6 protein-coding genes are annotated in these 12,543 nt (G+C 75.2%); 4 read left to right on the top strand and 2 right to left on the bottom strand.

Going from position 1 to position 12,543, the window contains the following annotated elements; all coding sequences use genetic code 11:
• Window positions 1-6,459, bottom strand: a complete 6,459-nt coding sequence (locus tag O7606_RS01375; protein WP_281597148.1) for a PAS domain S-box protein — start codon at window positions 6,457-6,459, stop codon at window positions 1-3.
• Between the two features lie 368 nt (window positions 6,460-6,827).
• Here O7606_RS01375 and pyk point away from each other — a divergent pair, with 368 nt between their 5' ends.
• The 4 genes from pyk to O7606_RS01395 all read left to right on the top strand — a co-directional run bounded on the left by pyk (window position 6,828) and on the right by O7606_RS01395 (window position 10,723).
• Window positions 6,828-8,276, top strand: a complete 1,449-nt coding sequence (gene pyk, locus O7606_RS01380) for a pyruvate kinase (protein WP_281597149.1) — start codon at window positions 6,828-6,830, stop codon at window positions 8,274-8,276.
• Window positions 8,273-9,151 carry an acyl-CoA thioesterase II gene (locus tag O7606_RS01385; protein ID WP_281597150.1) on the top strand — a complete coding sequence of 293 codons (879 nt, stop codon included), beginning with the start codon at window positions 8,273-8,275 and terminating at the stop codon, window positions 9,149-9,151. Before pyk ends, O7606_RS01385 begins: the two co-directional genes overlap by 4 nt.
• Window positions 9,152-9,201: 50 nt before the next feature.
• Window positions 9,202-9,669: an Rrf2 family transcriptional regulator gene (locus O7606_RS01390; protein WP_281597151.1), complete on the top strand. Its 468-nt coding sequence runs from the start codon at window positions 9,202-9,204 to the stop codon at window positions 9,667-9,669.
• Window positions 9,670-9,790: 121 nt separating this feature from the next.
• Window positions 9,791-10,723, top strand: coding sequence for a sulfite exporter TauE/SafE family protein (locus O7606_RS01395; RefSeq protein ID WP_281597152.1), 933 nt, complete (start codon window positions 9,791-9,793; stop codon window positions 10,721-10,723).
• Between the two features lie 8 nt (window positions 10,724-10,731).
• On the opposite strand, the gene O7606_RS01400 is transcribed toward O7606_RS01395, so the two are convergent.
• On the bottom strand, window positions 10,732-12,183 hold the full coding sequence (locus tag O7606_RS01400) for a pyridoxal-dependent decarboxylase (RefSeq protein ID WP_281597153.1): 1,452 nt from the start codon (window positions 12,181-12,183) through the stop codon (window positions 10,732-10,734).
• Window positions 12,184-12,543 lie beyond the last annotated feature (360 nt).

Genomic DNA, 12,543 nt, shown 5'->3' on the forward strand with positions numbered 1-12,543 from the left:
TCAGACCGTAGTCGGTCGGTCACCCACCGGGAACCGGGGGTCCGGTCCGGACTGCCCGCCGTCCCGGTCGGCCCCGCCTCGACCGGCGGCGGCCGACGCCGGCCGGGCGTCCCGGTGCCGGATCACCACCAGCGCCCGGTCGTCGTCGGAGCCGGGCAACGCGGTCAGGATCGCGTCCGCGATCCGCTCCACCGGCCGCCGCCGGTGCGCCGAGATGACCGCCCGCAACGCGGCCACCCCCGCGTCGTACGGCTGGTCGCGCCGCTCCACCAGCCCGTCGGTGTACACGACCAGCAGGTCACCCGGCTCGAACGGGAACTCGGTCACCGGGATCGACTGCCGGACCATGCCCAACGGCAGCGACGGCGCGGTCTGCACCGCCACCGGCCGGCGACGGCGGCGCGCCAGCACCGGATGCGGATGCCCGACCCGGACCACGCTGACCCGCCCGGCCCCCGGATCGACCACCATCGCCAGGCAGGTGCCGAGGAACCCGGCCCCGACCAGGTCGGTCAGCCGGGGGAAGACGTCACCCAGCGGCACCCCCGTCCGGATCAACGTGTTCACCATCGTCCGGAGCTGCGCCATGTCGGCGGCGGCCTCGACCCGGTGACCGACCACGTCCCCGACCACCACGGCGAGCCGGTCGCCGTCCAGCCGCACCAGGTCGTACCAGTCGCCGCCGAGGTTCAGCCCGGTCATCGCCGGCTGGTACCGGGTCGCGATGTCCAGGCTGGGCGGGGCCGGTCGGGTCGAGGTGCGTAGCCGCCCGGCCAGCCGGGTGACCAGGTTGTGCTCGGCGGCGGCCAGCCGTACCCGCTCCAGGGTCTGCTCACACAGGTCGGCGATGGTGTCCAGCAGGGCCAGGTCACCCTCCCGGAAGGGGCGGGCCCGTGGCCAACCGAACCCCAACGCGGCGATCGGTCGGCGTTGGGCGTCCAGCAGCGGCAGCACCGCCGTGGTGACCGTGCCGCTGGCCCCGGCCACGTCGGCCACGCCCGGGAACCGGGCGGCGAACGCGGCCCGGTCCGGCAGGATGAGACGTTCCCCGGTACGCAGCGCCACCGCTATCGGCCGGGGATCCTGCCCGGCCAGGTCGACGTGCCGGGCGGCCCCGCCCGGGGCGGACCCGGCGGGGTGGTGCAGCCGGATCCGCTGCCCCTCCTCGTGCACGGCCAGCCCCGACGTGACCGCGTCCAACGCGACCGGCGCGGCGGTGAGGATCACCTCGATCGCCTCGGCCGAGTTGCGGGTGACGCTGAGCCGGGCGGCCAGCTCGGCCGTCGCCCGCGCCGACCGGGTCAGCTCGGCCCGCTGCAACGCCTGGCTGCACAGCCCCGCCACGGTGTCCAGCAGGTTGCGCAGCGCGTCGTCGTCGGTCACCGGCCGGCTCCAGCACGCCTCGACCGCGCCCAGCGGCCCCCCGTCGCCGTACCGCAGCGGCACGCAGATCCCGACGACAGGGCCCGCCCCGACTAGCCGGCCGGGCGCGTACGAGACCACCACGTCGTTGTCCCGCACCGCGCGGGCCAGCGGATCGTCCTCGTCGACGGCCAGCCGGCCGACGCCGCCCCGGTCGGTCACCGTCGCCACCGCCGCGCCCGGCGCGGCGGTGGCCAGCCGTACCCGCGCCCCGTCCAGCACGTCCGGCGCGATCAGGGTCACCGCCGTCGCCACCTCCGCCCGGCCGGGGGCCACGCTCAACGCGCCGGCGAGCCGGGCCAGCGCCTCGGCCTGCCGCAACGCCCGCTGCCGGTCGCCGATGTCCCGGGCGACGGTGGCCAGGAAAGCTGTCGACTCCGGCCCGTCGCCGGTGGTGACGGTGAACGTCTGGTGGTCCACGTCGCGCCGCTCGCCGGTGTCCAGCCGCACCAGCCGGCTCTCCGCCCGGTGGTGCCCGTCGCGCAGGGCCGCCGGGATGAGCTCCCGCCGCCACGCCTGACGCACCTCCGGCGCGGCGAAGTCGAGCAGCCGCAGCCGACCCACCGGCTCCCCGTCGGCCAGGCCCACGAACTCCCGCCCGGCCGGGTTGACGTAGACGGCCCGTCCGTCCGGGGTGGCCACCGCGATGAAGTCCCCGGAGCGCTCCACCAGCGCCTGGAACAGCCGCAGCTCCGCCTGGGCGGACCGCTCGGCGGTCAGGTCCGTCGCGTACGCCAGCCAGCGCAACGGCCGCCGCTGGAGGGCGACCACGCCGATCTGCACCGGCACCGGTCGCCCGTCGCGGTGCAGGTACTCCTTGCCGTACGACCGGGCCCGGCCGGTGTCGGCCAGCTCCGTCAACGCCCGGCGGTCCGCCTCCTGCCAGCCCGGCGGGGTCAGCCCCGGCCAGGTCAACCGACCCTGGGCGACGTCGGCGCGGGTGTAGCCGAGCAGGTCCAGGAACGCCTCGTTGGCCTCGGTGATCAGCTCCTCCTCGCCCCCGAACACGGCCAGCACGTCCGTGGCGGCCAGCCGCTCGTACCGGGCCTGCTGGTCGCTGAGCGCCTGGGCCAGCCGGGTGCGTTCGGTGACGTCGACCAGGGTGAAACCCGCGCCGACCAGCTCACCGGTGTGCGCGATCCGGATCGGGAAGTAGCTGGCCACCAGGTGCCGGGGACCGGCGGCCGGGTCCGCGTCGGCGTCCCGGAACTCCACCCCGCTGACCGGCCCGTCGGCGAGCGTACGGCGCAGCAGCTCCTCGGCCCGCGCGCCGTGGACGGGCAGCACGTCGCCCGGCCGGCGGCCCAGGTGCGCCTCGACCGACGCCCGGTTCATCACCGCCAGCGCCGGGTTGACGTACCGGTAGCGCAGGTCCGGGTCGACCCAGCCGAAACCGACCGGGGCGGTGTCCAGCAGCGCCTCGCTGATCGCCGCCGTGCGGCGGGCGCGTTCCTCGGCGCGTACCCGGTCGTCGGTGTCGTAGATCGTGCCGATCCACTCGGTGACCTCGCCCCGTTCGTCGCGCTGACCGGCCGCCCGGATGGCGACGTGCCGGTGCGCGCCGCTGGCCGCGTGCCGGATCCGGGCCTCGCTCTCGAACAGCGGCGTGCCGGCGGCCCGCGCCCGCCGCCAGGCGGCCAGCAGCCGCGCCGTGTCCGCCGGATGCAGCATCGCCGTCCATCCCGAGCCGGCGTACTCCGGCCAGCGTTGCCCGGTGTACGCCTCCCAGGACGGTTGCGGCTCGCGGATCGCGCCTGTCGCGTCGGCCGACCACACCACCGCCGACGACGCCTCCACCAGGGTCCGGAACCGCCGGTCGGCGCGCTGCCGGGCGGCCCGGGCCGCCGCCTCGGCCCGCCAGGCGCGTTCCCGCTCGTTCGCCTCGCGGACCGCGCCGCGCAGGTCGGCGACGACCGCGTCCTGGCGGGTCACCGCCTCCACCCGGCGCAACGCCTGCCCGACGGCCGCGGCCAGCAGCCCGGCCAGCAGGTGCTCCTCGGCGCGCACCGCGCGGGGGTCGGACAGCTCCACCCGGTAGCTCCACTGGGCGTCGGTGGTCTCGATCCGGCCGCCGATCCCGGCCGCCGGGTCCGCCGGCCGGTCCCCCCGGGCGTCGGCCAGCCGGGCCGTGACCTGCGACCCGAGCGCGTCCGGGGCCACCGGCCCGGAGGGCGCGTACGCCGCCACGAGCCGGTCGCCGTCCCACCGGGCCAGGTACGCGACCCCGTCGAAGGCCTGGCGCAGGGCCCGTGCGCCGATCGTCGCGACCGTCGCCTCGTCGGCGGCGGCGGCCAGCTCTTCGGTGCGGCCGGCGGCGGCCCGGTGCCGGTGGGCCAGCGCCCGGTCCGCGCCGACGTCCCGCGCCGTGCCCAGCAGCAGCGTGCGCCGGTGGACCGGATCCCACACCGAGGTGGCCGAGACCGACACCCACACCCGGCGGCCGTCACGGTGCCGCAGCGGCACCTCGTACGCGCCCGCGCCCTCGCCGAGCAGGTGCACCAGCGCCCGGTCCACCGCCTCCCGTTCCTCGGGGTGCTCCGCCGGGTCGGGCCACCACGGGTACGGCGGCGGGTACGGGGCGTCGGCCTGACCGAAACCGAGCAGCTCCGTCCAGGCGTCGTTGACCTGGAGGACCACCCCGTGCTCGTCGGCGACGAAGATCCCGTCGGTCATCGACTTCACCAGCCGGTCCGCCCACGAGGCCCCGCGCAGCCTGGACTCGGCCCGCTCCAGGCTGGCCCGGACCCGGGCCCGCAGCTCCCGCGCCGAGAACGGCTTGACCAGGTAGTCGTCCGCCCCGGCGGCCAGCCCCTCGACGGCCGCCTCGGCGCCGGCCCGGGCGGACAGCAGCACCACCGGCAGGTGCGCGGTGTCCGGTCGGGCACGGATCGCGGCGAGCAGACCGAAACCGTCCAGCCGGGGCATCATCACGTCGGCGAGCACCAGGGCGGGCGGGTCGTCACCGAGCACGGCCAGGGCGGCCAGGCCGTCCGGCGCGGTCCGTACCCGGAACTCGTCGGCCAGCAACCCGGCGACGTAGTCCCGCAGGTCGGCGTTGTCGTCGACGACCAGGACCAGGGGGCCGTCCGGGACGCCCCGGACGCCGTCGCCCGGCCCGGCCCGGTCCAGCGCGGTCTCCCGGGGCGGGGTCGGTGGGAGCGGGGCCGGTCGGGGCGGGGTCGGTGGGAGCGATGCCGGTGGGATCGGGGTCGGTCGGGGCGTGCTCCGTCGGGGGGCCGGGGCCACCGCCCGGGAGGTCACGGCCGGCCGTTCACCGCCGTAGGGCAGCCGCACGGTGAACGTGGCGCCCCGCCCGGGCTCGCTGGCCACGTCGATCTCGCCGTCGTGCAGCCGGACCAGCTCCCGGGTCAACGCCAGCCCCAGCCCGGTGCCCTCGACGGAGCGGCCGGCCGCCCCGACCACCCGGTGGAACCGTTCGAACAGGCCGGGAAGCTGGTCGGCGGGGATCCCGACCCCGGTGTCGGTGACGGTCAGCCGGGCCCGACCGTCCTCGTCGGCCACGGCGAGCCGGATCCCGCCACGCAGGGTCGCCTTGTACGCGTTGGAGAGGAGGTTCAGCACGACCTTCTCCCACATGTCCCGGTCCACGTAGGCCGGGCGGGGCAGCGGCGGGCAGGACACGGTGAACGCCAGGCCGGCCTGCTCCAGGACCGGGCCGAACGAGGAGGCGATCTCCCGGGTGAGTTTGGCCAGATCCACCGCCACCCGGTCCGGGGTCATCCGCCCGGCCTCGATCCGGGTGAAGTCGAGCACGCTGTCGACCAGCCGGCGCAGCCGGACGCCGTTGCGCTCGACCAGCTCCAGTCGCCGCCGCTGGCCCGGCCGCAACGGCTCGGCGTCGTCGTCGAGGGCGTCCCGGACCGGCCCGGTGATCAGCGTCAACGGGGTCCGCAGCTCGTGGCTGACGTTGGCGAAGAACGCGGTCTTCGCCGCGTCCAGCTCGGCGAGCGCCTCCGCCCGGGCCCGTTCCGCCTGGTAGGCGCGGGCGCCCGCGAGGGCCGCGCCGATGTGCCCGGCGATCAGCTCGACGAAGCCGCGGTAGTCGTCGTCCACCGGCCGGCGTGGGCTCAGGCCGGTGACCAGCACCGCGGTCGGCGTACCGCCGCCCGGCTCGGTAACCGGGGTCAGCGCGGCCAGCGCCGTCCCCGGTCGGTCGGGAACGGCGGTCGGGTCGAGCGGGACCAGCCGGCCCATCCCCTCGGCGAGCACCGCGGTCAGCGGCCACGCCCCGCCGTCGTCACCACCGGGACCGTCGCCGCGGTGGTCGCCGCCGCCGGGGCCGTCACCGTCGCGGTCGTCGCTGGAGGTGTCGCTGGCGGCGGCCGGCTGGAGACCGTCGCTGGCGGCGGCCAGTCGGAGACCGTCGTCGGTGTCCAGGTACAACCGGACGAACGGCAGGTCCGCCCGGTTCTCGGCGAGCGCCTCGACCGCCCGTCGGCTGACCTCGGCCAGCGTGTCCGCGTCCACCAGGCGGGCCGCCAGGTCGCCCAGGGTCCGCAGCCGCCGGTCGCCGACCACCCGGTCGGTGGTCTCGGTGACCGCGGTGAACACCCCCTCCGGCGTGCCGGTCTCGCCGACGACCGGGCTGTACGAGAAGGTGAAGTAGCACTCCTCCAGGTAGCCGTTGCGGTCGAGCAGCAGCAGTTGGTCCTGTGACCAGGTGGCGCCGCGACCGGCCAGCACGCCGTCGAGCATCGGCCCGATGACGTCCCAGACCTCCGGCCACACCTCGGCGCCGGGGCGGCCCATCGCGTCGCGCTTCGACTCGCCCAGAATCGGCTGGTACGCGTCGTTGTGCAGCATGACCAGGTCCGGGCCCCACCAGAGCAGGATCGGAAAGCGCGAGTGCAGGCAGATGGTCACCGCCGTACGCAGGCTCTGCGGCCAGGTGGTCACCGCGCCCAGCGGGGTGGTGGACCAGTCGTGGCCGGCGATCCGTGCCCCCGCCGCGCCCCCGGCGGCGAAGATCTGCCGCCAGCGTCGCCCGTCCGGTCGGGCGGGGTCCGGCTCGTCCATCCGCCACCTCCGCCCGACGTCCGTGGCAAGCTCGACAGTCCGGACGGTATCACCGGGGTACGGCCGCGACCGGAACGCGTGCGCCCGCGCGACGGCGTCCGCGACCCCGCCTCCGGTGCCAGGGGCCGCGCCTCGCGTGCCGTGGCCGCCCGCGCCTCGTGTGCCGTGGGCCGTGCCTCGCCCGTCACGGGGACGACCCACGGGCGTCACCGTCGGGCGGTACGATTCCCGGCGCGGTCGCCGATGCCCGCCGCTCGACAACGTCTCGGTGTCCGCTGGTCACCCGCGCCCCGCGCGTCGTTGGAGAACTGTTCCGCATTCTGCAAGAGGGTCGGCTGCCAGTCCGGCCCGGGGGAGAGACTAGCCTGATGGGCGTGACACGCCGCGCGAAGATCGTCTGCACTCTCGGTCCTGCCACCGCCTCACCGGAACGCATCCGGGGGCTGGTCGAGGCGGGCATGGACGTGGCGAGGTTGAATTTCAGCCACGGCAGCCACGCCGACCACGAGGCCGTCTACCGGCTGGTCCGGGAGGCCGCCGAGGCGTCCGGGCGGCCGGTCGCCGTCCTGGCCGACCTCCAGGGCCCGAAGATCCGTCTGGGCCGGTTCGCCGACGGCCCGCACGAGTGGCGCACCGGTGACGCGGTCGTGATCACCAGCGACGACGTCCTCGGCACCCGCGACCGGGTCTCCTGCACCTACCGCAAGCTGCCGCAGGAGGTGAAGCCGGGCGACCGCCTGCTGATCGACGACGGCCGGGTCGCCGTCGAGGTCACCGACGTCGCCGGCAACGACATCCGCTGCCTGGTCACCGAGGGCGGGCCGGTCTCCAACAACAAGGGCGTCTCGCTGCCCAACGTGGCGGTCAGCGTGCCGGCCATGTCCGACAAGGACGCCGAGGACCTGTGCTTCGCCCTCGGCCTCGGCGCCGACCTGATCGCGCTCTCCTTCGTCCGCTCCGCGGAGGACATCAAACTCGTCCACGCGATCATGAGCGAGGTCGGGGTGCAGCGTCCGGTGCTGGCCAAGGTCGAGAAGCCCGAGGCGGTCGACCACCTGGAAGCGATCGTGCTGGCCTTCGACGGCGTCATGGTGGCCCGTGGCGACCTCGGCGTGGAGATGCCGCTGGACCAGGTCCCGCTGGTGCAGAAGCGCGCCGTGCAGCTCTGCCGGGAGAACGCCAAGCCGGTCATCGTCGCCACCCAGATGCTCGATTCGATGATCGAGAATTCCCGCCCGACCCGCGCCGAGGCGTCCGACGTGGCCAACGCCGTGCTCGACGGCGCGGACGCGGTCATGCTCTCCGGCGAGACCAGCGTCGGGAAGTACCCGGTGCTGACCGTCAGCACCATGGCGAAGATCGTCAGCACCACCGAGGCCGGCTCGTTCTCGGTGCCCCGGCTCCAGCACGACCCGCGTACCCACGGCGGCGCGCTCACCTCGGCGGCGTCCTCGATCGCCCGGGCCATCGGCGCGAAGGCGCTCGTCGCGTTCTCGCAGACCGGCGACACCGTCCGTCGGCTCTCCCGGCTGCACTGCGACCTGCCGCTGCTGGCGTTCACCCCGGTCCCCGAGGTCTACCAGCAGCTCGCCCTCTCCTGGGGGGTGCAGACCTTCCTGATGCCGTTCGTGCAGCACACCGACGACATGTTCCGGCAGGTCGACGAGGCGCTGCTCGGCCTGGACCGGGCCAACCCGGGCGACTACGTGGTGATCGTCGCCGGCAGCCCGCCGGGCACCCCCGGCTCCACCAACACCCTGCGGGTGCACCAGCTCGGCTCGTTGGTCGACGCGGCGGCGGCGCGGGCGTTGCAGTGACCGACGTCCTGACCGGCCAGGCCGCCGTCGACCAGTTGCTGGAGGTGCTCGACCTCGCGCCGACCGGCGCGATGTCCTTCCGGGGGATCAGCCCCCCGGTCGGCCCCCAGCGGGTGTACGGCGGCCAGGTCGCCGGTCAGGCCCTGGTGGCCGCCGGTCGCACGGTCGACCCGGAGCGGTTCGTGCACTCGTTGCACGGCTACTTCGTGCGGCCGGGCGACCCGGCGGAGCCGATCGACTACCAGGTGGAGAACGTCCGCGACGGCCGGTCCTTCTCGGTCCGCCGCTCGGTGGCCCTCCAGCACGACAAGCCGATCTTCTTCATGTCGGCGTCGTTCCAGCAGCGGGAGGAGGGGCTGGACCACCACGCCCCCACCCCGCCGGACGTGCCCGGCCCGGAGAGCGTGCCCACGATGGCCGACCGGCTCGCCCGGTACCCGGAACGGCTGGGCATCTGGGCGATGATCCCGCGCCCGATCGACGTCCGCTACGTCGGCGAGCCCGGCTGGGTGCGTCCCGGCGACCGGCCCGCCGACCCGCACCAACGGGTCTGGATGCGTATCGACGGCAAGCTCCCCGACGAGCCGCTGCTGCACGCCTGCGCCCTGACGTACGCCTCCGACCTGACCCTGCTGGACTCGGTGCTGTCGGTGCACGGCGAGGTCTGGGGTCCCGGCGGCGTGGTCGGGGCCAGCCTCGACCACGCGCTGTGGTTCCACCGCCCGTTCCGGGCCGACGAGTGGTTCCTCTACGACTGCTGGAGCCCGTCGGCCTCCGGCGCCCGCGGGCTGGCCACCGGGCGGATGTTCACCACCGAGGGCCGGCACATCGCCAGCGCCGTCCAGGAGGGGCTGCTCCGGCGGGTCGGGCACTGACCGCCGGGGTGATCCACCAGGCCGTCCGGTCGACCGATAACCTGTCGGACATGCGTCTCTCCGCCCGGGTCGACTACGCCCTGCGGGCCGCCGCCGAGCTGGCGGCGGTGGCCGGCGACGGTCCCGGACGGACCCGTCCGGTCACCGCCGAGCAGATCGCCCGCGCCCAGGACATCCCGCCGAAGTTCCTGGAGAGCATCCTGCTCCAACTGCGGCGGGGCGGCATCGTGCACGCCCAGCGTGGCCCGGAGGGCGGCTACTGGCTGGCCCGGCCGGCGACCGAGATCTCCCTGGCCGAGGTGATCCGGGTGATCGACGGCCCGCTCGCGCACGTCCGGGGCCAGCGTCCGGAGGAGCTCGGTTACCACGGGGCGGCGCGGGCGTTGCAGGAGGTCTGGATCGCCCTGCGGGCCAGTGAGCGGCAGATCCTGGAGCTGGTCACCGTCGCCGACGTGGCCGCCGGCGTGCTGCCCGAGCGGGTCAACCAGCTCGCCGCCGACCCGGCCGCCTGGAGCTGATCCCGGCGTCCGCGCCCACCGTCGGCGTCCCACCCTTCGATCAGGACTTGACCGCCGGGCCCGTCGTGCCGCATTGTCGACCAAGTCGATAGGAGATGCCTACAAGCTCGGGAGGTTGCTCGTGCGCAGGCTGCTGGTCCTCGCCCTGGTCGGACTCGTCGCGCAGTTGGTGGACGGGTCGCTCGGCATGGCGTACGGGTTGACCTCCTCGACGCTGCTGCTGCTCGTTGGGATCGCCCCCGCCGCCGCGTCGGCCTCGGTGCACCTCGCCGAGATCGGCACCACCCTCGCGGCCGGCGTGGCGCACTGGCGGTTCGGCAACGTCGACTGGCGGGTGGTGTCCCGGATCGCCCTGCCCGGCGCGATCGGCGCCTTCGCCGGGGCCACCTTCCTCAGCTCCATCTCCACCGAGACCGCCGCCCCGTGGATGGCCGGCATCCTCTTCGTGCTCGGCGCGTACCTGCTGGTCCGCTTCTCCCGTCCGCTGCGGACGAACCCGCACGCCGGCCGGCTGCGCGGCCGGTTCCTCGGGCCGCTCGGCCTGGTCGCCGGCTTCGTCGACGCCACCGGCGGCGGGGGCTGGGGCCCGGTCGCCACGCCCGCCCTGCTGGCCTCCGGACGGATGCAGCCCCGCAAGGTGATCGGCTCGGTGGACACCTCCGAGTTCCTGGTCGCCGTCGCGGCCAGCGTCGGCTTCCTGATCGGCCTCGGCTCCGAGGGCTTCCTGCTGCCGATCGTGGCGGCGCTGCTGATCGGCGGCCTGATCGCCGCCCCGGTGGCGGCCTGGCTGGTCCGGATCGTCCCGGCCCAACTGCTCGGCGCGGCGGTGGGCGGCGTGATCGTGCTGACCAACGCCCGGGGCCTGCTCCGGGCCGCCGACCTGGGCGGTCCCGCCCCGGCGGTGGTCTACGCGCTGCTCGGCGCGGGCTGGCTGACCGCCCTGGTCCTGGCGGTCCGCGCGCTGCGGCGTACCCGGCGGGCCGAGGCCGCCACGCCGGCCGCCGACGCCGCCGACCGGGTCGACGCGCCGCTCCTGGTCACCACCCACCACTGACCGCCGACTCAGCCGGGCACGGCGCCCTCGGCGCTCAGGGCGTCCGCCGCCCCGACCAGCAGCTCCCACGTCTCGTCCACATGCTGTTCGGTGGTCTGCGGGGAGCCGACCGCCAGCCGCAGGGTGTACCGGCCTCCCACCCGGGTGTGGGTCAGGTGCGCCCGGCCGGTGGCGTTGACCCGGGCCAGCAGCGCGGCGCTCGCGTCGTCGCCGGCCCGCAGCCGGAAACAGACGAGCGAGAAGGGGTGCGGCGCGACCACCTCGAACCGCTCGTCGGCCCGGACCCGGTCGGCGAACCGGGCGGCCAGCGCCACCCCCGACCGGATGTGCGCCCGCAGGCCGGCCACGCCGTACCAGCGGAGCACGAACCACAGCTTCAACGCCCGGAACCGTCGACCCAGCGGCACCTGCCAGTCCCGGTAGTCGACGACCGCGCCGGACTCGGTGGCCGCGTTGCGCAGGAACTCCGGCATCACCGTCAACGCCTCGACCAGCTCGCTCGAGTCGGCGACCCAGAACGCGTCACAGTCGAACCCGGTGAGCAGCCACTTGTGCGGGTCGAAGCAGTACGAGTCGGCGTGCTCCAGGCCGGCGTGCGCCCACCGCAGCTCCGGGCAGACCGCCGCCGCGCCCGCGTACGCGGCGTCCACGTGCAGCCAGACGCCGTACTCGGCGCAGATCGCGCCGATCTCCGGCAGCGGGTCGACGGCGGTGGTGGAGGTCGTCCCGACCGTCGCCACCACGATCGCCGGCGTCTCCCCGGCGGCCAGGTCGGCCTCGATGGCCGCGCGCAGCGCCTCCGGGCGCATGGCCAGGGTCCGCGGGTCCACCTCGACCGGGCGGACCCCGCCGTCGCCCAGCCCGGCGATCCGGGCCGCCTTCTCGATCGAGGAGTGCCCCTGGGTCGAGGTGTAGGCGCGGTACCGCCGCCGTACGCCCTCCTGACGCCACCGGCCCCCGCTGGCCCGGTGCACCGCCACCAGCGTGGCCACCAGGGTCGCCGAGGACGCGGAGTCCTGGATGACGCCGCCGCCGGGGCCGGTGGAACGGAACCGCTCGGGCAGGTCGAGCAGCCCGGCCAGCCAGTCGAGCAGCACCGTCTCCAGCTCGGTGCAGGCCGGTCCGGTGGCCCACATCATGCCCTGCACGCCGAGACCCGAGCTGATCAGGTCGCCGAGGACGCTGGGGCCGCTGGTGTTGGCGGGGAAGTAGCCGAAGAACCCGGGATGCTGCCAGTGGGTCAGCGCCGGGGCGACCAGGGCGTCCAGGTCGGCCATGATCGCCTCGACCGGCTCGCCGTGCTCGGGCGGGCCGGTCGGCAGCGCGGCCGCGACCGCGCCCGGCGGGGCCGTCGAGGTCACCGGGCGTTTGTCGAGCGTCGACCAGTAGTCGGCGATCCAGTCCACCGCCGCGTGCCCGGCGCGGCGGAACTCCTCGGGGTCCATGTGGGGTGTGGTCACCCGACGAGTCGACCAACAATCCGCGCCGGGGGCAAGCGGACCGCGTTCAGGAGGGCCGTGATCAGGAGGACCGGTGGCGGGTCACCGGCGGTACGCCGGGATCCGTTGGCGGCAGGCACCGGGCCGCTGTCGCGGAATCCGCTCAACCGCGGCCCGGTGCACCACACCGCAGCACCCCCGACCCGTCCCGACCGGGGATGCCCTACCACCACCGGAACCAACGTTAGGCCCTCGTCGCCAGCGTTGGGTGAAGCCGGTGTGAAGATCGTGTTTCCGGCGTCTTGCCCAGAGATCGTCGCCGACCGTTGTGGCCGGTAAGCGCTTTCCTGTATGGTGCGAACGCGCGGAAGTCAGCCGCCG

The organism is Micromonospora sp. WMMD882, from assembly GCF_027497255.1.
Lineage (GTDB): Bacteria > Actinomycetota > Actinomycetes > Mycobacteriales > Micromonosporaceae > Micromonospora.

Bases quoted from the DNA above. Each gene is read 5' to 3' on its own strand.
- O7606_RS01375 (WP_281597148.1), bottom strand. From the start codon at position 6,459: ATGGACGAGCCGGACCCCGCCCGACCGGACGGGCGACGCTGGCGGCAG.
- pyk (WP_281597149.1), top strand. From the start codon at position 6,828: ATGGGCGTGACACGCCGCGCGAAGATCGTCTGCACTCTCGGTCCTGCC.
- O7606_RS01390 (WP_281597151.1), top strand. From the start codon at position 9,202: ATGCGTCTCTCCGCCCGGGTCGACTACGCCCTGCGGGCCGCCGCCGAG.